This window comes from Leifsonia xyli subsp. cynodontis DSM 46306 (assembly GCF_000470775.1).
Classification (GTDB): Bacteria; Actinomycetota; Actinomycetes; order Actinomycetales; family Microbacteriaceae; genus Leifsonia; species Leifsonia cynodontis.
Genome location: NC_022438.1, coordinates 1,506,465 through 1,531,759, shown reverse-complemented (window position 1 = coordinate 1,531,759; position 25,295 = coordinate 1,506,465). Strand labels below are relative to the sequence as shown.

The following is a 25,295-nucleotide window of genomic DNA, read 5'->3' as shown; positions in this document are numbered from 1 at the left end:
TACGCGCAAATAGGATCGCATTATGCCCGAAACGCAGTCCTGGCCGTCCGTGCTTATCGCGCTCCTCGCCCGAGAGGATCTCAGCGTGGCGGATGCGTCCTGGGCCATGCGGCAGGTCATGACCGGCGAGGCGACGGACGCTCAGATCGCCGCCTTCCTCATCGCGCTGCGTGCCAAGGGCGAGACGGTGGACGAGGTCGTCGGCTTCCGCGACGCCGTTCTGGACAACGCCGTCGGGCTGCCGGCGGACCCGATGGCGCTCGACATCGTCGGCACCGGCGGCGACCGGTTCGGCACGGTGAACATCTCCACCACGGCCGCCATCGTCGCCGCGGCTGCGGGCGTCCCCGTCATCAAGCACGGGAACCGCGCCGCGAGCTCCTCCTCCGGGTCCTCGGACGTGCTGGGCGCCCTCGGCATCGACCTCACCCTGCCGCCGGGGCGCGTGGCAGAGGTGCTCCGGGCCATCGGCATCACCTTCGCGTTCGCGAGCGCGTTCCACCCGGGCTTCGCCAACGCGGCCGCGGTGCGTTCGCAGCTCGGGGTGCCGACGGTCTTCAACATCCTCGGCCCGCTGTGCAATCCGGCCCGGCCCGAAGCGTCCGCGGTGGGTGTGGCATCGCTCGACCGCGTCCCTCTCATCGTCGGTGTGTTCCAGACCCGCGGCGCGACCGCGCTGGTCTTCCGGGGCGACGACGGATTGGACGAGCTCTCGACCACCGGCCACAGCCATGTCTGGGAGGTCTCCCGTGGTCTCGTCACCGAGCACGACATCGACCCCCGCGACCTGGGGCTCCCTGTCGCGCGGATCGAGGATCTGCTCGGGAAGGACGCCGCTCACAACGCGGCGGTCGTGCGTGCCGTGCTTGCGGGCCAGGAGGGCCCCGTTCGCGACATCGTGGTGCTCAACGCGGCGGCCGGGCTCGTCTCCTACGAGCTCGCGGCCGACCCGTCGAGGGTCCAGGAGCCCATCCTGGACCGGTTCCGTTCGCACATGGCGGTCGCCGCCGAAGCGATCGACTCCGGGGCCGCGGCCTCGAAGCTCGAGGAGTGGGTGGCGGCGACGCGCCGAGGTGTCTGACACCGAGAGCAAGTGAAAGGAAGGGCGTTCAATGAAGAAGCTCATCAACGACGTACACGACGTCGTGGCCGAGTCCCTGGCGGGTTTCGGCCGAGCCCACGCGGACCTCGTCAGAGTGTCGCACGATCCTCGTTTCGTCTCCCGGGCCGATGGCCCCGTGAGGGGGAAGGTCGGGCTGGTCAGCGGCGGCGGCAGCGGCCATGAGCCGCTCCACGCCGGATTCGTCGGAAAGGGGATGCTGGACGCGGCCGTGCCGGGCGAGGTGTTCACCTCGCCGACGCCGCTGCCGATCGTCGAGGCCACCAAAGCCGCGGACGGCGGGGCGGGAGTCCTCCACATCGTCAAGAACTACACCGGAGACGTTCTGAACTTCGAGACGGCGGCCGAGCTGGCCGGTGCGGAGGGCATCTCGGTGCGGGCCGTCGTCACGAACGACGATGTCGCCGTGCAGGACTCGCTCTACACGGCGGGCCGTCGCGGTGTGGCGGGAACGGTGCTGGTCGAGAAGATCGCGGGCGCCGCGGCCGAGCGGGGCGACGACCTGGACGCGGTCACGGCGGTCGCCGAGAGAGTGAACGCGAATGTCCGCTCCATCGGGCTGGCCCTCACCGACGGCACTGTGCCGCACGCGGGGGAGCCCGGGTTCGTGCTGCCGGAGGATCAGATCGAGTTCGGCGTCGGCATCCACGGCGAGCCGGGCCGCGAGCGGATCGCGATCGAACCGGCGGACCGGCTGGTCGACCGGATGATGGACGCGATTCTGACGGATCTGCCTTTCTCCTCCGGCGACTCGGTGCTGCTCTTCGTGAACGGGATGGGCGGCACGCCGCTTTCGGAGCTGTACATCCTGTTCCGGCGTGCGGCCGAGATCCTGGACGAGCGCGGGATCGTGCTCTCCCGCTCGCTCATCGGCGACTATGTCACCTCGCTGGAGATGCAGGGCGCCTCCCTCTCGCTGCTGAAACTGGACGGCGAGCTGACGGCCCTCTGGGACGCGCCGGTGCGCACCGCCGCGCTCCGCTGGGGTCTGTAGGGTCAGGGAACCGAGGAGAGAGAGGAGGCGTCGATGACGCTGGACACGAAATGGGTCGAGGCCTGGATCGGGGCCGCCGCGGCGTCGATCGGGGAGCACAAGGCCGAGCTGAACACGCTCGACCGGGAGATCGGCGACGGCGACCACGGCGAGAACATGGACCGCGGGGTCCGCGCCGCCCTGGAGGCACTGGGGAAGCTGCCGGACGACGCGACGCCGAACGCGGCCCTGCGCTCGGTGGCGATGACCCTCATCTCGACGGTCGGCGGAGCCTCCGGACCGCTCTACGGCACAGCCTTCCTCAAGGCGGCCGAGCCGGTGGGCGATCAGGCCGCGATCGACGGGGAGACGCTGGTCGCGCTGCTCACCGCAGCGCGGGACGGCATCGTGTCCCGCGGCCGAGCCGAATCGGGCGACAAGACCATGATCGACGCGTGGACTCCCGCCGTCGACGCGGCTGCGGCCGCGCAGGCGGCGGGGGGACCCCCGACGGCGATCCTGGCCGCGGCGGCCGACGCGGCGGAGAAGGGCGCGGAGGCCACCGAGCCGCTGGTCGCCCGGAAAGGCCGTGCCAGCTACCTCGGCGAACGGTCGACGGGGCACCGAGACCCCGGCGCCCAGTCGACCGCGCTGATCCTGCGCGCCGCGAGCGAGGCAGCGGCGTGATGGCTGTGCCAGAGAGCAGGGTCGGGATCGTCTTCGTCTCGCACAGCACGCAGCTGGCTGTGGGCGCTGTGGCCGTCGCAGCGCAGATGGCGCCCTCCGTCCGCCTCGTCGCTGCCGGGGGGACGGACGATGAGGGGATCGGGACCAGCTTCACGAAGGTTATGACCGCAGTGGGCGAGGCGGACACCGGATCGGGGGTCGTCGTCGTCAGTGACCTCGGCTCCGCGCTCCTGACGGCCGAGACCGTGCTCGACCTGCTGCCGAAAGACGAGCGAGGGCGCGTCCGCGTCGTCGACGGCCCGTACATCGAGGGTGGCGTCGCCGCGGCTGTGGCCGCGGAGACCGGAGCCGGACTGGACGCGGTGGCGGCCGCGGCCGAGGGCGCGCGCTCGTCGTGGGACGCCGTCCCGGCGTCCCACGACCCCCACCCGGCCGCACCCGAGCCGGGCGGCGACTATTCGCGGGAGGTGCTCGTGCGCAACCCCCAGGGATTGCACGCTCGCCCCGCGGCCGACTTCGTGAAGCTGGCGTGTACTTTCTCCGCGAAAGTGACGGTGAACGGCACGGACGCCAAGAGCCTGCTCGGCGTCATGTCGCTCGGGCTGACGGCCGGGGCGACGGCGACGATCGCCTCCGAGGACGGCGGCGGCGCGCAAGCCGTCGACGCGCTGGCGGAGCTGGTCGAGAGCGGGTTCGGCGAGGTGTAGCAGACGTTTCGGAGAGCTGTGGCAGAAAGGGAGGAGTCTCGGCCGAAATACGGCCGAGACTCCTCCCTTTCCGACCCGGTCGTGTCAGTGCAGTGCAGTGTCAGCGCGGCGGGTCCGGTCATCTCGGTGGGGTCGTTCCGGCACGTCAGGTCCGTTCGGTGAGCAGCGCCTCGGTCTCGGCCAGCAGGATGGCGGTGCAGAGTCCGTCGAGGGCGGTGCGCAGTTCGCTCAAGGGCGGGAACGTCGGCGCGATGCGGATGTTCGCGTCGCGCAGGTCCTCGCCGTGGGGGAAGGTCGCCCCGGCTGGAGTGACCGCGATGCCGGCCTCTTTGGCGAGCCGCACCGCGCGCTTGGCACAGCGGTCCAGCACGTCGAGGCTGACGAAGTAGCCCCCCTTCGGCGCGTTCCACGACCCGGCGCCCCACGGCTCCAGCCGCGCCCGGAACACCTCGTCCACCGCGGCGAACTTCGGTTCCAGGAGAGCGCGGTGCTTCGCCATGTGCGCGGTCAGCCCGTCCTCGTCCCCCAGCAGCTGCGCGTGACGGAGCTGGTTGAGCTTGTCCGGGCCGATGCTCTGCGCGGCGCTGTTGCGCTGGAACCAGGCGATGTTCGCTTCGGAGCCCCCGATGAACGCGACGCCGGCGCCGGGGTAGGTGACCTTCGAGGTGGAGGCGAAGACGAGCGGACGGTCCGGGTTGCCGGCGGCGGCGGCCAGGGCGAGGACGTCGATCGGTTCCGGAACGTCGTCGCTGAGGTGGTGGACGGCGTAGGCGTTGTCCCAGAACAGGCGGAAGTCGCCCGCGGCCGGCAGCGAGACCAGCTGGCGGACGATCTCGTTGCTGTACACCGCTCCGGTCGGGTTGGAGTACACCGGAACGCACCACATCCCCTTGACGCTGTCGTCGGTGGCGAGCAGAGAGGCGACCGTCTCGATGTCGGGGCCGTCCTCGTTCATGGGGACGGGGATCATGCGGATTCCGAAGCGTTCCAGGATGGTGAAGTGCCGGTCGTAGCCGGGCACCGGTGTCAGGAAGCTGATCGCCTGACGGCCCCAGGGCAGCTCGCCGCCGGGGACGCCGTGCAGGAGCGCCTGGGCGATGGTGTCGTGCATGATCGTGAGGCTCGAGTTGCCGAGCGCGAGCAACTGTGGCACCGGCACTCGGAGCGCGCCGGCGAAGATCGAGCGTAGTTCGGGAAGGCCGCTCGGGCCGCCGTAGTTGCGCAGGTCGGTTCCGGCGGCGTCGCAGTATTCGCCGCCGGGGAGGCGGAGCAGGGCGTCGGAGAGGTCGAGCTGCTCGGCGGAGGGCTTGCCGCGGGTGAGGTCGAGGGCGAGTCCGGTGGCCTTCAGCTCGTCGTAGGCGCGGGCGAACTCCGCGTGCGCGGCGCGGAGCTCTTCGCTGTCGAGGTCGGCGAGGGGTGCGGGGGAGCTGGTCACATTTCGATCGTACCGGCGTGCGGGGGTGACCGCTCGGCCCCGGCTGTGCGAACATCCACTGTGTGACCGGTGAAGCGAACCGACAGCGCGGCAGGACCCGCTTGAGGATCTACGTCGCGCTGGCGGTCGGGGTGATCGTGGCCGTCGGCATGAGTTTCGTCCCCGCTGTCCACTACGCCCTCCTCGCCGGCTGGGCGGCGGCGTGCGCCGTCTACGTGGTGTGGGTGTGGCTGGTCGTCTGGCGGCTGGACGGGCCGCAGACGCAAGCCAATGTGACGCTGGAGGACCCGGGGCGGCGGATCTCCGACCTCGTTCTCATCCTGGCCTCGACGGCGAGCATCGTCGCGGTCGTGTTCGTGCTCGTGGACGCCCGCACGCTGAAGGGCGGCGCTCAGCTGGGCGTCGCACTGCTCGCCATCGTGAGCGTCGCACTGTCGTGGCTGCTCGTCCATACGCTCTTCGCGTTGCGCTACGCGCGCATGTACTACCGTCGGGGTGGCGGCATCGACTTCAACCAGCAGGCGCTTCCACGCTATAGCGACTTCGCTTACTTCTCCTTCACGCTCGGGATGACCTTCCAGGTGTCGGACACGAACATCTCGAACTCGCATATTCGCCGGACGGTTCTGCGGCACACGCTGCTCTCGTACGTGTTCGGGACGGTGATCGTCGCGGCGTCGGTGAATCTGGTGGCCGGGCTCACCTGAGGTAGCGGAGGAAGCGGTAGCGCATGCCGTTCGCGGCCGTCAGCCAGGGGGCGGGCTGCGCGTGCCATTCGGGCCCCAGCGCGGGCGCGTGCGTGTCGCCCGCGACAGTGAGGTCGATCTCGGTGACCTCGACGCGGTCGGCGAGAGGGAGCGCCTGACGATAGAGTTCCCCGCCTCCGATGACCCACGCCGTGCCGTCACCGGCCGCGGTGAGAGCCCCGGACAGGGAGTGCGCGACCTCCGCGCCCGGCGCGTCCCACCCCTTCTGGCGGGTGACAACGATGTTGCGCCGGCCGGGGAGCGGCCGGAAGCGGTCAGGGATCGACTCCCAGGTGCGGCGTCCCATGACGACGGGCTCGCCGCCGGTCAGCTCGCGGAAGTGCCTCAGATCCTCGGGGAGGTGCCAGGGCATCGCCCCGCCGGCGCCGATGACGCGGTCGCGGGCCTGCGCCCAGATGAGGGTGATGCTCATACCGCGACGGCGGCGCGGATGGCCGGGTGGTGCCGGTAGCCCTCGAGCACGAAGTCCTCGTAGCGGTAGTCGAAGATGCTCTCGGGTGTGCGGGCGAAGCCAAGCGCAGGAGCCGGGAACGGGGCACGGCCCAGTTGCTCGGTCACCTGCTCGAGGTGGTTGTCGTAGATGTGGACGTCCCCGCCCGTCCAGACGAACTCGCCCGGTTCCAGTCCCACCTGCTGGGCGACCATGAGCGTGAGGAGCGCGTAGCTCGCGATGTTGAACGGAACGCCGAGGAACATATCGGCGCTGCGCTGGTACAGCTGGCAGGAGAGCTTGCCGTCGGCGACATAGAACTGGAAGAAGGCGTGACAGGGTGCGAGCGCCATATCCGGGATGTCCGCGACGTTCCAGGCGGAGACGATGATGCGGCGCGAGTCCGGATCGCGGCGGAGCGTGTCCACGACCTGCTGGATCTGGTCGATGTGCGTGCCGTCCGGGGACGGCCAGGAGCGCCACTGAACCCCGTAGACGGGGCCGAGCTCGCCCCGCTCGTCGGCCCACTTGTCCCAGATGCTCACCCCGTTCTCGCGCAGCCAGCCGACATTGCTGTCGCCGCGGAGGAACCAGAGCAGTTCGTACGCGATCGACTTGAAGTGGACCCGCTTGGTCGTGACCAGCGGGAAGCCGTCCGCGAGGTCGAACCGGAGCTGGCGTCCGAAGACGCTGCGCGTGCCCGTCCTGGTGCGGTCGGACTTGTGGCTGCCGTTCGCGAGCACGTCGCGCAGCAGATCTTCGTAGGGGGTCGGGATCGGCGTGGTCATCGAGACGATGGTACTTCCCGCGAGGCCGGGACGGCCGCTGACCCGCGGGACGCGGCGGCCGCCGGCCGACGGCGTGGAGCCGCAGGCGCAGGGCCGTATCCCGAGCGCGGGCGGCTCACCGGCGGGTAGGCTGAGCGGGTGCCGAACGCCATCCCCACGCTTCTCTCCGTCCGCGAGGCCGCCGAGACGCTCTGGCCGCTCTCCGGGGCGGAGAGCTGGGACGCGCCCGGACTGGTCTCCGGGGACCCAGCCGCGAGCGTCGAACGCATTCTCCTGGCGGTGGATGCCGTGGCCGCCACCGTCGAGGAGGCTCTCGAAACCCGGAGCCACCTGCTGATCGCCCACCACCCGCTGCTGCTGCGTGGTGTGACCTCGATCGCCGAAGACCGCTACAAAGGCGCGCTGCTGGCGAAGCTCATCCGGGGCGGCTGTGCGCTCCTCGCCGCGCACACCAACGTCGATGTCGTCGCCGAGGGGACCAGCGCGGTGCTCGCCGCACGGCTCGGGCTGACCGGCACGACGCCGATCGTCCCCGCCGCCGACGGCGTCACCGGCATCGGCCGGGTCGGGACACTGCCCCGGCCCTCGACGCTCGGCGCGCTCGCTCGCGCGCTCGCCGGCCTGCTTCCGCCCACCGCCGGCGGCGTCCGTGCGGCGGGCGACTTCCACCAGCCGGTCTCCCGCGTCGCCCTGTGTGGCGGCGCGGGAGACTCGCTGCTGGGTTCGGCGGCCGTGCTCGGCGCCGATGTCTACATCACCGCCGACCTCCGGCACCATCCCGCCTCCGAAGCCCGGGAGCAGTCGCTGGCCGGCGGCGGCCCCGCGCTGCTCGACGTGTCGCACTGGGCCAGCGAGTGGCTCTGGCTGGAGACAGCCGCCGGGCAGCTGCGTGCCGCCCTTCCCGGCGTCGAGGTCGTGGTCAGCGAGCTGTGCACCGACCCGTGGGATTTCGCCATCCTGCCGTGACCATCCCCCTCCGAGAGAGCAGAGCACCGTGAAAGCCAGTCCCGCCGACCAGAACCAGCTCCTGCGGCTCCAGACCGCGGACACCCGCATCGCGCAGCTCGACCACGCCGCGGGAACGCTGCCGCAGAGCGCCGAACGGGCGGCGTTGCAGCCCGACGTCGAAGCGAAACGCGCCAGCTGGATCGCTGCGACCGGTGAGCTGGAGGACGCGCGAGCCGAGCTGAAGCGCGTCGAGTCGGATGTGAAGCTCGTGGAAGCGCGGATCAAGCGAGACACCGACCGCGTGCAGCAGACCTTCTCCGTCAAGGACGTCCAGGCGCTCGAGGCCGAGCTGACCTCGCTCGCCAAACGTCAGGGCGACCTCGAGGAGATCCAGCTGACGGTCATGGAGCGCGTGGACGGACTCGAGCAGGCGCTCGCCACTGTCGACGCCGAGCGCGCCGAGCTGACCGCGCGCGTCGAGGCGCTCGAGGCGGCTCGCGACGAGGAGGCCGCCAGGATCGCGGCGCAGCGCGAGGGGGTGGCGCGCGACCGGGCGGCGATCGCCGGTGCGCTCCCCGCCGACCTCGTCGAACTCTACGAGCGGCAGCGCACCCGCTATGGCATCGGTGCCGCACTGCTCCTGCGCGGGGTGTCGATGGGCTCGAATGTGACGCTCACCGAGTCCGATCTCGCCGAGATCCGCCGTGCGGCGGCCGACGATGTCGTGCTCTGCCCCGACAGCGGGGCCATCCTCATCCGCACCGAGGAGTCCGGGCTGTAGCTCGCCTCCATCGCACCGCTGGCGGCGGGACTCGGGCCCGCTGCGCTAGAATCGAGCCCGGAATGGGTCGGCAAGACGGTCGCGTCGGTCTGCGTCAGCGGGCCGCCGAGGAACGTCCGGGCTCCGCAGAGCAGGGCGGTGGGTAACACCCACCCGGGGCAACCCGCGAGAAAGTGCAACAGAGAGCAGACCGCCACGGGCTCCGGCCCGCGGTAAGGGTGAAACGGTGGTGTAAGAGACCACCAGCGGCCGGGGCGACCCGGCCGGCTGGGTAAACCTCGCCCGGAGCAAGGTCAGACAGGGGACGATGAGGCTGCTCGCCTCGTCCCCGGGTAGACCGCTAGAGGGCGGCGGCGACGCCGCCCCGAGAGAGATGGCCGTCCGCAGCGCGAGCGCTGCGACAGAACCCGGCGTATCAGCCGGCCCATTCCCCGCCCCGCTATCCGTTCCTCACTTCTTCCGGCGAAAACGGCGGAAAGAGCGGAAAAAGCGAGGAACCGATCGCTAGCGGCTCACAGCCAGTGCGGCCGCTCCGAGGATGCCCGCGTTGTTCCGGTGGACCGCGGGCACGATCTCCGTCTTCAGATCCAGCAGCGGAAGGAACTCCGTGTGGCTCTTCGAGACGCCGCCGCCGACGATGAACAGATCCGGCGTGAACAGGAACTCCACGGTCGAGTAGTACTTCTGCAGGCGCTTGGCCCACTTCTCCCACGACAGGTCCTCACGCTCCTTCGCGGAGAAGGCGGCGCGCGATTCCGCGTCCCTGCCGTCGATCTCCAGGTGCCCGAGTTCGGCGTTCGGGATGAGGACGCCGTCATAGATGAGTGCCGAGCCGATGCCGGTGCCGAGGGTGGTCATGATGACCAGGCCGTCGCGGCCCTTGGCGGCCCCGAAGCGGGTCTCGGCGTAGCCGGCGGCGTCGGCGTCGTTGACGAAGTGGATGTCGCGGCCGAGGGCCGTCTCGAACAGCTTCTCGGCCGCCAGACCGATCCACTTCTTGCTGATGTTGGACGCCGAGAGCGTCACACCGTGGCTGACGATCGCGGGAAAGCAGACGCCGACGGGGGCGTGGGGCTCTTCGTCCGCGAGCTGCTGCACGATCTCTCTGGTCGTCTCGACGATGTCCTCGGGACCGCCGCCCTGGGGGGTGGGCAGTTTGATACGGTCGCTCACGAGTTCGCCGCTGTCGAGGTCGACCAGCCCCCCCTTGATGCCGGTGCCGCCGATGTCGATTCCGATTGCGTGGTTGGAGCTCATACCCACGAATCTACCCTGACGCCGGTGCGGCGCTGATCTCTCCGCTTCCTCGACCGGCCGTGACCGAGGCTCGGCTGGAGCCCCCGGGTCACGGCAGCGTCAGGATCTCCGCACCCCGTTCGGTGACCACGATCGTGTGCTCGAACTGGGCAGTGACGCTCCGGTCGCGGGTGACAACCGTCCAGTCGTCGGCCCACATGTCCCACTCGTGCGTTCCGAGCGTGAGCATGGGCTCGATGGTGAACACCATCCCGGGCTCCATGATGTCGTCGTGCTGCGGCGCCGAGTCGTAGTGCGGGATGATCAGCCCCGAGTGGAAGGACGCCCCCACGCCGTGCCCGGTGAAGTCCCGCACGACCCCGTAGCCGAAGCGTTTCGCGTAGGACTCGATCGCCCGGCCGATCACGTTGACCTGCCGGCCCGGCGCGACTGCCTTGATCCCGCGGTTCAGCGCCTCGCGTGTCCGCCCGACCAGCAGCGACACCTCTTCGGACGCCGTGCCGACGATGAACGTCTGGTTGCTGTCGCCGTGGAATCCGTTCTTGTACGCGGTGATGTCGATGTTGACGATGTCGCCCTCGTCGAGCGCGGTGTCGTCAGGGATGCCGTGGCACACGACTTCGTTCACCGAGGAGCACAGCGACTTCGGATAGCCGCGGTAGCCGAGCGTGGACGGGTACGCGTCGTGCTCGATCAGGAACCGGTGCCCGATCGCGTCCAGCTCCTCGGTCGTGACCCCGGGACGCGCCGCCGCGCCGACCAGAGCGATTGCCTGTGCCGCGATCCGGCCCGACTCGCGGATGAGCGCGATCTCCTCCGCCGAGTAGACGTCCCCGCGGTCCGGTGGCGTCGGCCCGGCCTTCCCGACGTACTCCGGCCGCGGGATGTGGGACGGGACGGGACGCATCGCGCTGACGCGACCCGGGATCAGGCGACCGGCGGAATTCTTGGGCATAGGATCAACCCTATGACGGCCGACGGCAACTACGGCATCGAGCGGGACGCCGAGCACAAGTACTGGTACAACCTGAAGACCGGTCGGGTCGAGCAGGGTCTGCTCTCGCCCGCCCCCGATCGCGCCGGGCCGTTCGACACCCATGCCGAGGCGGAGCGCGCGCTCGAGAAGCTGCGCGAGAACAGCGCCAAGTGGGCGGAGGAGGACGCGGCGGACGACCGCTAGGCGCTCTGCCCGCCCTGCCCCGTGACTCACCTGGTTCCACGGGCGAAACGGGGTGAACGGGGCGCTCAGCGGTGTTCAGGCATGATTCGCAGAGTCGAAGCTGACCGGGATCGGGATGACTCCCTCATAGCGGGCTTTTTCAACCAGAGAAGTGCTCGTATCGACCTCGATCGCGTGGTAAGCGACTTCGATTTTACCCGCATCGGGGTTTTGTGTGATGAGAATCTTGGGGAACTTCGCGTCCATCCGCCAATTGCCATCCTCATCGACAGAGGCTATACCGGCGACACCGCGCTTGAAGAGCGACGGTGTGCCCGGTATCAGCATGTAGGTGATCGTCACATATTGACCTGCTACCCCGGTACCGTGGAAGGAGACGTACTTCAGTGTTCCCGCGCATCTCGGAGCCTGCGAACCGTCGATCGTGAAGATGTCCGTTCCTGTACACGCTCGCGTGGCTGGGGGGAGCGGGGTGCGGACGTACCCAGGCTCCGCCTGGACAGCGCGGAGGGCTGACGGCGTTGCGGCTTGCGCGGAAAGAGTGACTCCGGCGGCGAGGGCGACGCCGCCGACCAGGGCGATAGTCGCGGCTATTCGCTTGCGAATGAGCATGACCATCCGTCCTTTCTCATCGATGAGAAAATCATCTGGGCAATTATCCGAGCCAGATGGCACCCATGGTAGAGAGCCCACGCAACCCGGGCAATACCTCTGGTGGCGGGGAGGGGAACGGTCGATGCTCCCGGTCGCGAGGTGTCGTCGGGTCATCCAGGCGCTCCCGCTCTCGATGGCGGATCCCCCGACGGCCTACTGTTGCTGACCTGACGACCCGGCGCGCTTAGAAACTGTGCTCGGGACCGGGGAAAGCCCCGGAGCCCACCTCGTCTCTGTACGTCCGCGCCGCCTCCGTGAGCACGCCCTTCAGATCGGCGTACTGCTTGGCGAAGCGTGGGACGCGTCTCGTCGTGAACCCGGCCCAGTCCGTCCACACCAGCAGCTGGCCGTCGACGTGCGGCCCCGCGCCCACCCCGATCGTCGGGATGCGCAGCTCCTGCGTCACACGCTGTGCGACGTCCGCGGCCACCATCTCCAGCACGACCGCGAACGCTCCGGCGTCCTCGACCGCGTGCGCGTCCGCGAGCACCTGTTCGGCCCCCGTGCCGCGGCCCTGCACGAGGTGCCCGCCGAGCCCGTGCTCGCTCTGCGGTGTGAAGCCGATGTGCCCCATGACCGGAACGCCCGCGTCCACGATGCGGCGGATCTGCTCGGCGCTGCGCTCGCCGCCTTCCAGTTTGACGGCGTGCGCACAGGTCTCCTTCATGAAGCGCACGGCTGTGCGCAGCGCCTCGTGGGGGCCGGTCTCGTACGATCCGAACGGCAGGTCCGCGACGACGAACGCGCGTTTCACCGCCCGTGCCACGGCGCGCGTGAGGGGGATCAGCTCGTCGATCGTCACGGGGAGGGTGGTGTCGTAGCCGAGCACCGTGTTCGCCGCCGAGTCGCCGACGAGGAGGAAGTCGATCCCGGCCTCGTCGAAGATCTGCGCCGTCAGCATGTCGTAGCTAGTGAGCCCCGTGAAACGGGAGCCCTCTTCCTTCGCCGCCTGGAAGTGACGGGTCCGCACGCGTTTCGGCGACGGCGCCGCCGGGGCGCCGGAGGGGACGGAGGGCACGGGGGACTGCTCGCTCATGGGGCACAGTCTGCCACTAGTCTGGATGGGGAGACGAAAGGGGCAGGATGGACAAGCAGCGCGACTTCGTCCTTCGCACGATCGAGGAACGCGGGATCAAATTCGTGAGGCTGTGGTTCACCGATGTCGTGGGCACGCTCAAGTCCGTCGCCATCGCCCCGGCCGAGGTCGAGGGCGCCTTCTCCGAGGGGCTGGGCTTCGACGGCTCGGCGATCGAGGGGTTGACCCGGGCGTACGAGTCCGATCTGCTCGCGCATCCCGACCCCACCACGTTCCAGATCCTGCCGTGGCGCGGGGAGATCGATCCGACCGCCCGGATGTTCTGCGACATCACCACGCCGGACGGACAGCCCTCCGTCTCCGACCCGCGCAATGTGCTGAAGCGCACGCTGGAGAAGGCGGCCGACCGCGGGTTCACGTTCTACACGCATCCCGAGATCGAGTTCTACCTGCTCACGTCGTCGGGGTTCGGCGAGAGCGGCCCGGAACCGGTCGACTCCGCCGGGTACTTCGACAACGTCCCCGGCGGAACGGCCCACGATTTCCGGCGGCGCTCGGTGCGGATGCTGGAAGACCTCGGCATCTCCGTCGAGTTCAGCCACCACGAGGCGGGCCCCGGCCAGAACGAGATCGACCTCCGCTACGCGGACGCGCTCACGACGGCGGACAACATCATGACCTTCCGCACGGTCGTCAAGGAGGTCGCGATCGAACAGGGCGTCTACGCGACATTCATGCCGAAGCCGCTCTCCGGGCACCCGGGATCGGGGATGCACACGCATATGTCGCTTTTCGAGGGCGACACCAACGCCTTCTTCGAGGCCGGTGCGCAGTACCAGCTCTCGAGGGTCGGCCGGCAGTTCATCGCGGGCCTGCTCAAGCACGCTCCGGAGATCACAGTGGTCACCAACCAGTTCGTGAACTCGTACAAGCGGCTCTGGGGCGGCGACGAAGCGCCGAGCTTCGTCTGCTGGGGCCACAACAACCGCTCCGCGCTCGTTCGCGTCCCGCTGTACAAGCCGAACAAAGGCCAGAGCTCGCGCGTCGAGTACCGCGCGATCGACTCCGCCGCGAACCCCTACCTTGCCTTCTCGCTCATGCTGGCCGCCGGGCTCGCGGGCATCGAGGGCGGTTACGAGCTGCCGCCGGAGGCCGAGGACAATGTCTGGGCGCTCTCCGACGCCGAACGCCGTGCGCTCGGCTACAGTCAGCTGCCGGCGAGTCTCGACCATGCGATCTCGCTGATGGAGGACTCGGAGCTGGTGGCGGAGACGCTGGGCGAGCAGGTGTTCAACTACGTCCTGCTCAACAAGCGCAGGGAGTGGGCGCAGTACCGGGCCCAGGTCACGCCGTTCGAGCTGCGGTCCAACCTTGAGATCCTGTGACTCCCTGAGCTGCGCTGACCAGCATCCTCTGTCCGAGTCGTGACACGCGAGCAGCTCTCCCTCACCGTCCTGGCGCGCGCCGGGTTCGTGGGGCTGAGCTCCGTCCGGGCCGAGCTGGAGGAGCTGGCGACGCTCACCGGTTTCGCAGTCGATGACCTCCTCCCCGCGCTGTCGGCCGCGGCCGACCCGGACACTGCGCTCCAGCTTGCGCTGCGTCTCCTTCGCCGCGCGCCCGATCAGGCCGCCTGGTTCCTCCCGTCGCGGAAGGACGCCCGCCGACTGCTGCGCGTCATCGGAGCCTCCGAGGGCGCGGCCGAGTTCTTCCTCCGCCAGCCGGTCGAGCTGGCCAGTCTCCACCGGCCGGTCACCGCGCTGCCGACGGCGGCCGAGCTCCGGGAAGACCTCCTGGACGCCGTGGGCGCGGTCGACGGTTTCGCGAGCATCGTCGAGGAAGAAGCCTGGACGGCCCTCCGGGTCCGCTACCGCCGCCGCCTCGTTCAGCTCGCCAGCTTCGACCTGGAACAGGCCGACCCGGTCGCCGGTTTCGACGGCGTCGCCGCCGCGCTCTCCGACCTGGCGGCGGCGGCCCTCGACGCGTCCCTCGCCGTCGCCCGCCGCCAGACGAGCGGCAGCGGACCCGGGCGCTTCCCCGAGGCGGAAGTGCGTGCCAACCGGTTCGCGATCATCGGCATGGGCAAGGCCGGCGCTCGCGAGCTCAACTACGTCAGCGATGTGGACGTCATCTATGTCACCGAGGGCGCGGAGGATGCGGGCGTCTCGCCGGGGCGGGCCGTGGACATCGCCACGCGGCTCGCCGTGCTCACGCAGCGCGGCATCCAGGACCCTGCCCTCGAGCCGGGGCTGTGGGAGGTCGACCCCAATCTGCGACCAGAGGGCAGGGACGGTGCGCTGGTCCGCACGCTCGAGTCCCACCTCGCGTACTACGACCGCTGGGCCAAGGGATGGGAGTTCCAGGCGCTCCTCAAGGCCCGCCCCCTGGCCGGGGACCGGGAGCTGGGGAAGCGCTATGTCACCGCGCTCGCGCCCCGGGTGTGGTCGAGCGCTTCACGGGAGAACTTCGTCGAGTCCGTGCAGCGGATGCGCGAGCGGGTCACCGACAACATCCCGGACGGCGACCTCCACTACCAGCTCAAACTGGGCCCCGGCGGCCTGCGCGATGTCGAGTTCACCGTGCAGCTCCTTCAGCTTGTCCACGGCCAGACCGATGGCCTCGTGCGTCAGCGCGACACCCTCTCCGCGCTCGCGGCCCTCGCCGGGCAGGGCTACATCGGCCGCGAAGAGGCGGCGGCGTTCTCGCACGACTACCGCACGCTGCGCTTCCTGGAGCATCGCTTGCAACTGCGCCACCTGCGCCGGACCCATCTCATGCCTCGGGACGAGGGGGAGATGCGCATCCTGGCCCGGGCCACCGGACTCGCGGCCAGCGCCGACCAGCTGCTGACGCAGTGGAACGAGATCAAGCACCGCGTCCGCGGTCTGCACGAGCGGTTGTTCTACCGTCCGCTGCTCAGCGCCGTGGCGGCGATGCCGAACGAGGATGCGCGCCTCTCCGGCCAGGCCGGACTGACCAGCGAACAGGCGCAGGCGCGCCTCGCCGCGATCGGCTTCCGCGATCCGAGGGGTGCGCTCGCCCACATCGCCGCCCTCACTGCCGGCGTCTCCCGGCGCGCGACCATTCAGCGCCACCTGCTTCCGGTCATGCTCCAGTGGCTCAGCGCGGGCGCGGACCCCGACTACGGTCTGCTCTCCTTCCGCCGCCTCAGTGACGATCTCGGTGGCACGCACTGGTACCTCCGGATGCTGCGCGACTCCTCCGGGGCCGCCGAGCGGCTGACGCGTGTGCTCTCCGGTTCGCGTTTCGCGGCCGAACTGCTCGGTCGCATCCCGGAATCCGTCGCCTGGCTCGAATCGGAGGAGGAGCTGCGGCCGCGCGCGCCCGAGCTGCTGCGCGAGGAGACCGCCGCCATCCTGGCCCGGCACGAGTCCGTCGAGACCGCGGCTGCGGCACTGCGCGGGGTGCGCCGCCGGGAGGTGCTGCGTCTGGCGTTCTCCGGCATCCTCGGCTTCAGCACGATCGAGGAGCTCGCGAGCGGACTCAGCGCCGTCACCGAGAACCTGCTGACCGGCGCGCTCGGAGCCATCCGTGCCGCACGCGATGACGCCGCCGCACTCGAGTTCGCCATCATCGGGATGGGCCGCTTCGGCGGCCGGGAGCTCGGCTTCGGCTCCGACGCCGACATCATGTACGTGTTCCGCCCCCTCGCAGCGGGACAGGACGCCGCACACCGCGCCGCCACCGCCATCGTGGCCGATCTCAACCGTCTCACCGAGGACAGCGCCCTTCCGATCGACCTCGACATCGGCCTCCGCCCGGAGGGCAAGAACGGCCCGTCTGTCCGCTCGCTCGACTCGTACCGCGCCTACTACGCCCGGTGGTCGCTCACCTGGGAGGCGCAGGCCCTGCTGCGCGCCCGCGGCGTCGCGGGCGATTCTGCGCTCCTCGGCGACTTCGAGACCCTCGCCGACGAGGTCCGCTATCCGGCGAGCATCGGCGAGCAGGCCGTCCGCGAGGTCAAGCGCATCAAGGCCCGCATCGAGAACGAGCGGTTGCCGCAGGGAGCCGACCCCGCCCGCCACCTGAAGCTTGGGCGCGGGTCGCTCAGCGATGTCGAGTGGTTCGTCCAGCTTGTGCAGTTGCAGCACGCCGCCGCGCATCCCGCGCTCCGCACCCCGTCCACGCTGGACGCTCTGGCCGTCGCCGCTCGGGAAGGCTTCGTGTCCGACGAGGATGCCGCAAGACTCCGAGACGCCTGGGTCTTCGCCTCGCGCGCGCGCTCGGCCATGACTCTCTGGACGAACAAGACCGCCGACGTTCTGCCCTCCGACCGTGTGGCGCTCGACGGGGTCGCCCGGCTCCTGGAGTACCCGTCGGGGGCGGCGAGCCGGATGGAAGAGGACTACCTCGCCGTGACCCGCCGAGCGCGGGCGGTGTTCGAGCGCGAGTTCTATGGCCCGCCCCAGCGACCGGCGACCACGGCCTGACGCGGGGCGGCCTCTCCCGGCCGTCCCGCGTCCCCCGGAGGCCTCACCGATGCGTCACGGCTGCGCGCCCACCGTGGACTCCGCGTCGTCCTCGCTCGTGCCGCCGTCCTGATCGTCCTCGTCGTTCCGGAAAGCGTCTCCGGTCCGCGGCGCGTTGTACAGGTCGAGGTCGATGATGCCTTCTCGTTTCGCCACGATCGTCGGCACCAGCGCCTGCCCCGCGACGTTCACCGCGGTGCGCCCCATGTCCAGGATCGCGTCCACCGCCAGCAGCAGCCCCACGCCGTCGAGCGGCAGCCCCAGCGTGGAGAGCGTCAGCGTCAGCATGACGATCGCGCCCGTCGTCCCGGCTGTCGCGGCCGAGCCGACCACCGACACGACGACGATCAGGATGTACTGCCAGATGTCGAGGGAGATCCCGTAGAACTGCGCCACGAAGATCGCCGCGACCGCCGGGTAGATCGCCGCGCAGCCGTCCATTTTCGTCGTCGCCCCGAGCGGTGTCGCGAACGAGGCGTACGACCGTGGCACACCGAGGTTCCGTTCCACCACCCGCTGTGTCAGCGGCAGCGTCCCGATCGGAGGAGCGGCTCACGAATCCGAGCTGCACCGCGGGCCACACCCCCGAGAAGTACTGCCGGACCGACAGGCCGTTCGACCGGATCAGGACGGGGTAGACCACGAACAGCACCAGCGCCAGTCCGAGGTAGATCGCTGTCACGAACCAGGCGAGCGAGCCGATCGTCGTCCAGCCATAGGTCGCCACCGCATCGGCGATCAGTGCGAACGTCCCGAGCGGCGCCAGCCGGATGATCCACCACAGCACCCGCTGCACGATCGTCAGCGCCGAGTCGGTGAACGCCAGGAACGGCTCCGCCTTGCCTTTGACCTTTAGCGCTGCGATCCCGATCGCTGCGGCGACCACGATCACCTGCAGCACATTGAAGCTCACGGTGGAGGTCGCGTCCGCGGCGCCGTTCAGCACCTCGACGTGGGTTTTCACCTGCGCACCCGCGAAATTCGCTGGGATCAGCCCGACGAGGAAGTTCCACCAGGTCGCGGTCACCCCGGGATCGGACGCCGAGAGGGCGCCGTGGTCCGCCCGGCTGCCCGGCTGGATGATCACGCCGAGCGCGATGCCGATGCTCACCGCGATCAGTGCGGTGATCCCGAACTACAGGAGCGTCCGCCCGGCGAGTCGGGCCGCGTTCGTGACGCGCCGCAGGTTGCCGATGCTCGATACGATCGCCAGGAACACCAGCGGGATGACCGCCGCCTTCAGCAGCGACACATACGCCCCGCCGATCGTGTCCAGCGTCGCGGTGAGCCCGTTCGGCCCGGCCCCGGAGCCGGAGGGCCCCATCTGCCGGGCGACGACGCCGACGGCGATGCCGAGCACCAGCGCCGCGGTGACTTGGAATCCGAAGGACCGCAGCCAGTGCGGGCCACGGTGAGGGGCGGGTTTGCGGGTAGACGAGGAAGTCGGACTCATGGATTTCACGCTACTCAGCGGGGGATCGGCGTCTGCCACTGCTACGAAGAATGACGCTTCACCGCTCAGACCAGCGCACCGGCCGGAGCGGGCCGACGCCGCCGCTCTCCGCGAAGCGGCTGCCCGCAGCGCCCCCATGCGCGCAGGCGGTCACGTCGCGCGGTTCCGCCCGCGTCGGACCGCTCGGGAACGCTCGAGCAGCGGCGCAAGCGTGGGGAGGGGCCGCACCCAAGAGAGACCGGGCGCCGGCCCCTCCCCACGGAGTGCCGGTTGCGACTCACACCCCGTAGTACAGCTCGTACTCGAACGGGTGCGGGCGCTGCGCGAGCGGTTTGATCTCTTTCTCGCGCTTGTACTCGATCCATGTCTCGATCAGCTCGGGTGTGAAGACGCTGTCGGCGGTCAGGAAGTCGTGGTCGGCTTCCAGCGCGTCGAGCGCCTCACCGAGCGAAGCCGGCACCTGCGGGATGTTGCGCGCCTCCTCGGGCGGCAGCTCGTACAGGTCCTTGTCGACCGGCTCGTGCGGCTCGATGCGGTTCTTGATGCCGTCGATGCCAGCCATCAGCTGGGCGGCGAAGGCGAGGTAGGGGTTGCCCGAGGCGTCTGGCGCGCGGAACTCGATCCGCTTGGCCTTCGGGTTGGAGCCCGTGATCGGGATGCGGATGGACGCCGAGCGGTTGCCGGCCGAGTAGACCAGGTTGACCGGGGCCTCGAAGCCGGGCACGAGGCGGTGGAACGAGTTCACCGTCGGGTTCGTGAAGGCGAGCACCGCGGGGGCGTGCTTGAGCAGGCCGCCGATGTACCAGCGCGCGATGTCGGACAGGCCGCCATAGCCGGCCTCGTCGTAGAACAGCGGCTTGCCGTCGTTCCACAGCGACTGGTGGGTGTGCATCCCGGAGCCGTTGTCGCCGAAGAGGGGTTTGGGCATGAACGTCGCCGTCTTCCCCCACTCGTTCGCGGTGTTCTTCACGATGTACTTGAACTTGAGGATGTCGTCCGCGGCCGAGACCATCGTGTCGAACTTGTAGTTGATCTCTCCCTGGCCGGCCGTGCCGACCTCGTGGTGCGAGCGCTCGACCTCGAGGCCCGCCTCGATCAGCTTGAGGACGATGTCGTCGCGCAGATCGGCGTGCTGGTCGACCGGTGAGACCGGGAAGTAGCCGCCCTTGTACGGTGTCTTGTTGGCGAGGTTGCCGCCCTCCTCCTCTCGGCCGGAGTTCCACGCGCCCTCGCTGGAGTCCACCGTGTAGAAGCTCGCGTTCTGCTTCACCTCGTAGCGCACATCGTCGAAGATGTAGAACTCGGCCTCGGGGGCGAAGAACGCGGTGTCGGCGATACCGGTTGTGGCTAGGTACTTCTCGGCCTTCTTGGCTACCTGGCGCGGGTCCTTCGCGTAGATCTCGCCGTTCCGCGGGTTGTAGATGTCGAACACCATGATGAGCGTGCGCTCGTGCCGGAAGGGGTCGATGTAGGCGGTCGACACATCCGGGATCAGCTTCATGTCGGATTCGTGGATCGACGCGAATCCCCGGATGGACGAGCCGTCGAAGAGCTGGCCGACCGAGAAGAACTCTTCGTCGACAGTCGCGGCGGGGATGTTGAAGTGCTGCTGAACACCGGGCAGATCGGTGAAGCGGATATCAAGGAACTTGACGTCGGTCTCCTTGATGTACTTGAGCACCTCAGAAGAATCACGGAACATACGAAGGGACTCCCAATGGCTTGAGGCGGCCGGACTGCGCGTGCAGGCCGAGATCCACGCTAGGGGGAGGCCGTTTCCCCGCCGTGACGCAAATGTTTCCAGCGTGTTACGCGTACCCCGATCGGGTAGCGTGGGTCCGGCGCGATGGCACGGGCGGCGAAGCGGACACGCGTATTCACCCGGTGGCCAGCGCTGGAGAGGGCGTTTCGTGAGGGTGTCGCCCGGGATCGCCATGGCCATTCGCGCGCATCCATTCGGTGAAGTGACCACGAGGCGCGAGTCACCCTTACCCAAAATGACATTTCACATTACTTGACAGCCTCGGTGACTCATCGATGAGTCGTCGAGACGGCCGGCTTGACATGATCGCCGGATCGTCGGTGCAGCGGTCATAGCCCGTCGTCCAGCGTCCCGGTCGCCTCCCTCGGTGTCCTGATAAGCTGCTGAGGTGCCTCAGAACGTTCAGCCCTCCCGCTTCGGCGACCTCGCCCCCAGCCGGTTCCCCGGCGAGCGGCTCGGCCTCCCCGAGGCGGGTCCGCGCTCCGTCGGCCGGGTCGGTCGGCGTCTGGGCGCCATCGTCATCGACTGGGCCATCGCGTCCGTCATCTCGTTCGCCTTCTTCCGCTTCGACTCCTGGGCGAACATCGGCATCTTCGCGCTCATGCAGATCGTCTTCCTCCCGACCATCGGCGGCAGCGTCGGTCACCGCCTCGTCGGCCTGCGCGTCGTCGCGCTGCGCGGCGGCTGGATCGGTCTCTGGCGGCCGATCGTGCGCACCCTGCTGCTCTGCGTCGTCATCCCCGCGCTGGTCTGGGATTCCGACCAGCGCGGCTTCCACGACAAGGTCGCCGGCACCGTCCTCCTCCGCGGCTGAACGCCGCGGAGTCTCGCCGCCGAGCACAACAGAACGGCTCCGAATCGTGAGATTCCGGAGCGTCTTTCCTGCGCGCGAGGCGGGCGGGGGTCAGCGTGCGCGCTGGGCACGCACCTTCAGGGGGTCGATGCCTTTCGGGATGGGCATGGAGCCCTCGAGCGACTGGAGACGGTTACTGATCGCCAGCACCTCCGCCTTGGTCAGCGTGGGCTTGATCTTCGAGAGTGTGCGCGGGATCTTGTGCAGAGGCACGGCATCCGCGTCCGGGCCGACCGCGATGGTGGTGACCGGCACATTCGGCAGCACGCGGGTGACTTTCCGGTGTTCCTCGTCCACCATCCGCTGCGTGCGGGTGCGCTGTCCCTCGCTGATGAGCACGACACCGCCCCGGCCGGTGGCCCGGTAGACCGCATCCTGCGTCTTGCCGTTGACGGCGACCGGCATCTCCGAACCGCGCCAACTGCGTTTCAGCGAGCTGCGCAGCACGGCGCCGACGGCTCCCGGCTGTCCCTCGATCTGAGAGTAGGCGGCGCGTTCGGCGCGGCGGCCCAGGATGATAAGGCCCGTCAGCACGCCGGCGAGCACCCCCGCCACGATCCAGAGCACCATTGTGAACACATTGCCGTCGGTGAGGAAGATCGCGAGCGCGACACCCACCAGGATCGGCAGGACGATGCCCAGCACGATGTAGAGCACCGCGCGGTCGTCGTAGCGGCGGGTCATCTGGAAGACCTGCCACATCTGCTTCAGCCGACCGGGCTCCTTGGTGGACTTGTCCTTGCGCGCCATAGGCTTAAGGATACCGGCTCGGGACCGGTTCGGCCGACGGGCTCGTGGCGGTCTGAGCGTCTGTGCGCTCTGAGGGAGGCCACCGCTCAGGAGACCGCCTGAGCGAACCCCAGGGACGCGTCCGTCAGGTGTTGCAGTTCCTCCGGGACAGCGCGGCCCTTCGCCCGCATCGACTGCGCCCAGAGCCGTCCCGCGCGGTACGAGGAACGCACCAGCGGACCGGCCAGCACCCCGAGGAAGCCGATCGCTTCGGCCTCGTCCCTCAGCTCCACGAACTCGTCCGGGTGTACCCAGCGCGCGACCGGGAGGTGCCGTGGGCTCGGGCGCAGGTACTGGGTGATCGTGACGATGTCGGTGCCCGCGTCGTGCAGATCGCGCAGCGCCTGGCTGATCTCCTGGTGCTCTTCGCCCATCCCGAGAATCAGGTTGGACTTCGTGATGAGTCCGGCGGCTCGCCCCTGCGCGATCACGTCGAGGGAGCGTTCATAGCGGAAAGCCGGACGGATGCGCTTGAAGATGCGCGGCACGGTCTCGACGTTGTGCGCGAAGACCTCCGGACGTGCTCCGAACACCTCGCCGAGCAGTTCGGGGTCTCCAGAGAAGTCGGGCACCAGGATCTCGACCCCCGTGCCGGGGCTCTGCCGGTGGATCTCCCGGATCGTCTCCGCGTAGAGCCAGGCGCCCTCGTCGTCCAGGTCGTCTCGCGCGACGCCCGTGACCGTCGAGTAGCGCAGGCCCATCCGCGCGACCGACTCGGCCACCCGGCGCGGCTCGTCGCGGTCGAACTCGGACGGCTTCCCCGTGTCGATCTGGCAGAAGTCGCACCGTCGCGTACACTGGGACCCGCCGATGAGGAAGGTCGCCTCCCGGTCCTCCCAGCACTCGTAGATGTTCGGGCAGCCGGCTTCCTGGCAGACCGTGTGCAGATCCTCGGACGTCACCAGGGAATGCAGCTGCCGGTACTCGGGTCCCATCTTGGCGCGGGTCTTGATCCACTCCGGCTTGCGCTCGATCGGGGTCTGCGCGTTCCGGACCTCGAGCCGCAGCATCCGGCGGCCCTCCGGCGCCGCGCTCACGTGGTGGCCTCGGTCTCAGCGGCGCGCACGGCGGCCTCGAGGCCGAATTCGGCCCGCAGTGCGGCGGTCACCATCGGCGCGACATCCTGCGGGGTGACGGTGCGGCCGAGCGTCTCGGTGATGGTGCTGACCCCCGCATCCCGGATTCCGCACGCGACGATGCGGTCGTAGGTCTCCAGCGAGTTGGAGCAGTTGAGTGCGAAACCGTGCATCGTCACGCCATCGGCGACGCGGATGCCGATCGCGGCGAGCTTCCGGTCGGGCGCCGTTCCGTCTCCCGGCAGCCACACGCCCGAACGGCCTTCGACCCGTTCGCCCGCGATGCCGAGCTCTCCCAGCACCCGGATCAACGCCGATTCCAGCCGCCGCACGTACCCGACGACATCCACCGGCTCCCGCAGCCGCAGAATCGGGTAGCCGACCAGCTGCCCCGGACCGTGCCAGGTGATCTTGCCTCCGCGGTCGACATCGACGACGGGTGTGCCGTCCGTGGGGCGTTCGTCGTCCGTTGTCCGCTTTCCGGCAGTGTAGACGGGGGCGTGCTCGAGGAGGAGGACGGTCTCGGCCCTCGTGCCCGCCGCCACCTCGCGGTGGAGACCGCGCTGCCATTGCAGCGCGGTGTCGTAGTCTACGGGGCTGCCGTCGAGCCCGGAGCGGTCGAACTGCATCATGGTGAGAGTCTATGTGGACCGAGTCCATTAATTGCAAACCGCGGCTGTCGGCGGTTCTCCACAGGGTGTGGCCGGAGCCGGACTTTCCACAGATTCGAGGCCGGGCGATCATCGTGAGGCCAGGTCCGGTGGGATGTCTCCATGAGCACCAGACAGCAGCGAACCCGTCACCACGGCCACAGCGGGCGCGGCGATCCCGAACGGCAGGCCGGCCGGCGCCCGGTCGACCTCGCCCGCCAGACCAGATTCATCGCGGAGCGGCACGGGTGGACCCTGCTCGCGCTCCCGCCGGGCCGAAAGCTTCCCGATGACCTTCCGGGCGAGCGTTCGGCTCTCGTGATCGGGGATGACCTCGTGGAGCCTGCCGTGCTCCGGGTCCGTCTACAGGACGTCGGGCCGCCGCCGGATGACCGCGCTCCCGAAGACGCCGGCATCGCGTTCGCTGACGTCCGTGCCCGCCGGGAGGCCCGTTCCGAACACATCGCCGGTGTCCTCGGTGAGTTCCCGCCGCGCCTCTCCCGCGGGCGGACCGTCACGGCCGTCCTCGTCCAGAACGCCTCGCGCGGGTCGCTCCGCACCCTTCTCGAGGAGCGTCCCGCGCTTTCGGCCGGTGCCGCTGCGACCATTCTTGTCGGTGTCGCCCGCGCCCTCGCCGACCTCCGTGCGGCCGGCTGGGCCGGTGCCGCCCCGACCAGCGACTCCGTGGGATTCCGCGCGGACGGCTGTCCGGTTCTCACCCGCCTGGACGGTGTTCGCCCCACCGACGCATCCGCCGAACTCGCCGACCGCCGAGCCGTCCACGCGCTCGCCCGCTCGATCTGCTTGGCCGTTCCCCGTGCTGCGGCCGCCGGCCTGTTCGCGGCGGTTGAAGGAGCGCTCGCTCACACCGGCTGGGAACGCCTCTCCGCCGCCGTCCTCGCAGCCGCCCAGCCGGCCCCTCTGTCCTGCTTCCGGACCCCGTGCCTCTAGCCGCTTCGGCGAACGTCTCGGGGCTTCCCGACCGCATTCGCCCGGCCACGCACCGCCGCGAAGCAGCCTCACCGCTCCTGCGGCGTGTGCTCCGCGCCCTGGACGACCGTCCGGCGTCCCGGGCGTGGGCATTCGCGTGGACGCGGTTCCGCGTCCGTCCCCGGCTCCTGGCTGTCGGGGCGGCGCCCCTGGTGGCGGCCATGGTCTTGCTGATCGCTCTGCCGCCTGCCTCCGAACCGGACGACAGCACAGAAACGCTCCGGCCGCTCGGCGCGGTGACGGGCGAAAACCGGGTCACCGGCGCAGCCCCAGTCCTTGCCTCAGCCCCCGTCGGCCTGGGCTTCCGCGCCCGGCCCGGGGCGGGGGCGATCGTTCCCGCCCCGGCCACCGCGCCGAGCGGCGACCTCTCGATCCGGTCCCTCTGCGAGTAGCGGTCCGTTTGCGAGTAGCGGTCCGTTTGCGAGTAGCGGTCCGTTTGCGAGTGTGGCTCCGTTTCCGAGTCCGGCTCCGC

Annotated in this window: 24 protein-coding genes, 1 other RNA gene and 1 pseudogene; 14 read left to right on the top strand and 12 right to left on the bottom strand. The window is 69.6% G+C overall.

Going from position 1 to position 25,295, the window contains the following annotated elements:
* Positions 1–22: 22 nt before the first annotated feature.
* The 4 genes from trpD to dhaM are packed head-to-tail and all read left to right on the top strand — an operon-like array spanning position 23 to position 3,487.
* Positions 23–1,081: an anthranilate phosphoribosyltransferase gene (gene trpD / locus O159_RS07275; protein ID WP_021755113.1), complete on the top strand. Its 1,059-nt coding sequence runs from the start codon at positions 23–25 to the stop codon at positions 1,079–1,081.
* A gap of 31 nt (positions 1,082–1,112) precedes the next feature.
* Entirely contained in the window at positions 1,113–2,114 is a 1,002-nt protein-coding gene (dhaK, locus tag O159_RS07270) for a dihydroxyacetone kinase subunit DhaK (protein WP_021755112.1), read from the top strand.
* Between the two features lie 33 nt (positions 2,115–2,147).
* Positions 2,148–2,780 carry a dihydroxyacetone kinase subunit DhaL gene (dhaL, locus tag O159_RS07265; protein WP_021755111.1) on the top strand — a complete coding sequence of 211 codons (633 nt, stop codon included), beginning with the start codon at positions 2,148–2,150 and terminating at the stop codon, positions 2,778–2,780.
* The gene (gene dhaM / locus O159_RS07260; RefSeq protein WP_021755110.1) at positions 2,780–3,487 is read left to right on the top strand and encodes a dihydroxyacetone kinase phosphoryl donor subunit DhaM; all 708 of its coding nucleotides are present in this window, start codon (positions 2,780–2,782) and stop codon (positions 3,485–3,487) included. The genes dhaL and dhaM overlap by 1 nt, the downstream gene beginning before the upstream one ends.
* A 145-nt stretch (positions 3,488–3,632) precedes the next feature.
* Here dhaM and O159_RS07255 read toward each other — a convergent pair whose 3' ends face one another.
* Complete coding sequence (locus O159_RS07255) at positions 3,633–4,922, bottom strand: aminotransferase class I/II-fold pyridoxal phosphate-dependent enzyme (RefSeq protein WP_021755109.1); 1,290 nt, start codon at positions 4,920–4,922, stop codon at positions 3,633–3,635.
* Between the two features lie 101 nt (positions 4,923–5,023).
* On the opposite strand from O159_RS07255, the gene O159_RS07250 reads away from it, so the two are divergent.
* The gene (locus tag O159_RS07250; RefSeq protein ID WP_021755108.1) at positions 5,024–5,629 is read left to right on the top strand and encodes a DUF1345 domain-containing protein; all 606 of its coding nucleotides are present in this window, start codon (positions 5,024–5,026) and stop codon (positions 5,627–5,629) included.
* Here the strand turns inward: O159_RS07250 and O159_RS07245 are convergent.
* Both O159_RS07245 and O159_RS07240 read right to left on the bottom strand, forming a co-directional pair.
* On the bottom strand, positions 5,622–6,101 hold the full coding sequence (locus O159_RS07245; protein WP_021755107.1) for a dihydrofolate reductase: 480 nt from the start codon (positions 6,099–6,101) through the stop codon (positions 5,622–5,624). The two genes, O159_RS07250 and O159_RS07245, sit on opposite strands and share 8 nt — an antisense overlap.
* On the bottom strand, positions 6,098–6,907 hold the full coding sequence (locus O159_RS07240; RefSeq protein WP_021755106.1) for a thymidylate synthase: 810 nt from the start codon (positions 6,905–6,907) through the stop codon (positions 6,098–6,100). The genes O159_RS07245 and O159_RS07240 overlap by 4 nt, the downstream gene beginning before the upstream one ends.
* A 138-nt stretch (positions 6,908–7,045) precedes the next feature.
* Between O159_RS07240 and O159_RS07235 the strand changes: the two genes are divergently transcribed.
* The 3 genes from O159_RS07235 to rnpB all read left to right on the top strand — a co-directional run bounded on the left by O159_RS07235 (position 7,046) and on the right by rnpB (position 9,067).
* Complete coding sequence (locus tag O159_RS07235) at positions 7,046–7,873, top strand: Nif3-like dinuclear metal center hexameric protein (RefSeq protein WP_021755105.1); 828 nt, start codon at positions 7,046–7,048, stop codon at positions 7,871–7,873.
* Between the two features lie 28 nt (positions 7,874–7,901).
* A complete protein-coding gene (locus tag O159_RS07230) occupies positions 7,902–8,636 on the top strand; it encodes a zinc ribbon domain-containing protein (RefSeq protein WP_021755104.1) in 735 nt (244 codons plus the stop codon).
* A gap of 63 nt (positions 8,637–8,699) precedes the next feature.
* An RNA gene (gene rnpB, locus O159_RS13530) (RNase P RNA component class A) lies at positions 8,700–9,067 on the top strand.
* Positions 9,068–9,140: 73 nt separating this feature from the next.
* Here rnpB and ppgK read toward each other — a convergent pair.
* Both ppgK and map read right to left on the bottom strand, forming a co-directional pair.
* Positions 9,141–9,893: a polyphosphate--glucose phosphotransferase gene (ppgK, locus tag O159_RS07225; RefSeq protein WP_021755103.1), complete on the bottom strand. Its 753-nt coding sequence runs from the start codon at positions 9,891–9,893 to the stop codon at positions 9,141–9,143.
* A gap of 88 nt (positions 9,894–9,981) precedes the next feature.
* Positions 9,982–10,848, bottom strand: coding sequence for a type I methionyl aminopeptidase (gene map / locus O159_RS07220; RefSeq protein WP_021755102.1), 867 nt, complete (start codon positions 10,846–10,848; stop codon positions 9,982–9,984).
* A gap of 12 nt (positions 10,849–10,860) precedes the next feature.
* Here map and O159_RS07215 point away from each other — a divergent pair, with 12 nt between their 5' ends.
* Positions 10,861–11,073: a hypothetical protein gene (locus tag O159_RS07215; protein WP_021755101.1), complete on the top strand. Its 213-nt coding sequence runs from the start codon at positions 10,861–10,863 to the stop codon at positions 11,071–11,073.
* A 75-nt stretch (positions 11,074–11,148) separates the two neighbouring features.
* Here the strand turns inward: O159_RS07215 and O159_RS07210 are convergent, their stop codons facing one another.
* On the bottom strand, positions 11,149–11,691 hold the full coding sequence (locus O159_RS07210; RefSeq protein WP_021755100.1) for a hypothetical protein: 543 nt from the start codon (positions 11,689–11,691) through the stop codon (positions 11,149–11,151).
* A gap of 220 nt (positions 11,692–11,911) precedes the next feature.
* On the bottom strand, positions 11,912–12,763 hold the full coding sequence (panB, locus tag O159_RS07205; RefSeq protein ID WP_043993629.1) for a 3-methyl-2-oxobutanoate hydroxymethyltransferase: 852 nt from the start codon (positions 12,761–12,763) through the stop codon (positions 11,912–11,914).
* Positions 12,764–12,810: 47 nt separating this feature from the next.
* Between panB and O159_RS07200 the strand changes: the two genes are divergently transcribed.
* Together O159_RS07200 and O159_RS07195 are read left to right on the top strand one after the other, a co-directional pair.
* Positions 12,811–14,148 carry a glutamine synthetase family protein gene (locus tag O159_RS07200; RefSeq protein ID WP_021755098.1) on the top strand — a complete coding sequence of 446 codons (1,338 nt, stop codon included), beginning with the start codon at positions 12,811–12,813 and terminating at the stop codon, positions 14,146–14,148.
* Between the two features lie 39 nt (positions 14,149–14,187).
* A complete protein-coding gene (locus tag O159_RS07195; protein WP_021755097.1) occupies positions 14,188–17,211 on the top strand; it encodes a bifunctional [glutamine synthetase] adenylyltransferase/[glutamine synthetase]-adenylyl-L-tyrosine phosphorylase in 3,024 nt (1,007 codons plus the stop codon).
* 54 nt (positions 17,212–17,265) lie between these two features.
* Here the strand turns inward: O159_RS07195 and O159_RS07190 are convergent.
* Positions 17,266–18,703, bottom strand: a pseudogene (locus tag O159_RS07190) (dicarboxylate/amino acid:cation symporter).
* A 277-nt stretch (positions 18,704–18,980) separates the two neighbouring features.
* Entirely contained in the window at positions 18,981–20,405 is a 1,425-nt protein-coding gene (gene glnA, locus O159_RS07185; RefSeq protein WP_043993627.1) for a type I glutamate--ammonia ligase, read from the bottom strand.
* Between the two features lie 448 nt (positions 20,406–20,853).
* Here glnA and O159_RS07180 point away from each other — a divergent pair, with 448 nt between their 5' ends.
* Positions 20,854–21,279, top strand: coding sequence for an RDD family protein (locus O159_RS07180; protein WP_021755093.1), 426 nt, complete (start codon positions 20,854–20,856; stop codon positions 21,277–21,279).
* A gap of 90 nt (positions 21,280–21,369) precedes the next feature.
* Here the strand turns inward: O159_RS07180 and O159_RS07175 are convergent, their stop codons facing one another.
* The 3 genes from O159_RS07175 to lipB all read right to left on the bottom strand — a co-directional run bounded on the left by O159_RS07175 (position 21,370) and on the right by lipB (position 23,815).
* Positions 21,370–22,068 carry a DUF4191 domain-containing protein gene (locus tag O159_RS07175; RefSeq protein WP_021755092.1) on the bottom strand — a complete coding sequence of 233 codons (699 nt, stop codon included), beginning with the start codon at positions 22,066–22,068 and terminating at the stop codon, positions 21,370–21,372.
* A gap of 86 nt (positions 22,069–22,154) precedes the next feature.
* Entirely contained in the window at positions 22,155–23,144 is a 990-nt protein-coding gene (lipA, locus tag O159_RS07170) for a lipoyl synthase (RefSeq protein ID WP_021755091.1), read from the bottom strand.
* Complete coding sequence (gene lipB, locus O159_RS07165) at positions 23,141–23,815, bottom strand: lipoyl(octanoyl) transferase LipB (RefSeq protein WP_021755090.1); 675 nt, start codon at positions 23,813–23,815, stop codon at positions 23,141–23,143. The genes lipA and lipB overlap by 4 nt, the downstream gene beginning before the upstream one ends.
* Before the next feature lie 141 nt (positions 23,816–23,956).
* On the opposite strand from lipB, the gene O159_RS07160 reads away from it, so the two are divergent.
* Both O159_RS07160 and O159_RS07155 read left to right on the top strand, forming a co-directional pair.
* Complete coding sequence (locus tag O159_RS07160; protein ID WP_043993624.1) at positions 23,957–24,784, top strand: hypothetical protein; 828 nt, start codon at positions 23,957–23,959, stop codon at positions 24,782–24,784.
* Positions 24,775–25,215 carry a hypothetical protein gene (locus tag O159_RS07155; RefSeq protein ID WP_144267587.1) on the top strand — a complete coding sequence of 147 codons (441 nt, stop codon included), beginning with the start codon at positions 24,775–24,777 and terminating at the stop codon, positions 25,213–25,215. Before O159_RS07160 ends, O159_RS07155 begins: the two co-directional genes overlap by 10 nt.
* Positions 25,216–25,295 lie beyond the last annotated feature (80 nt).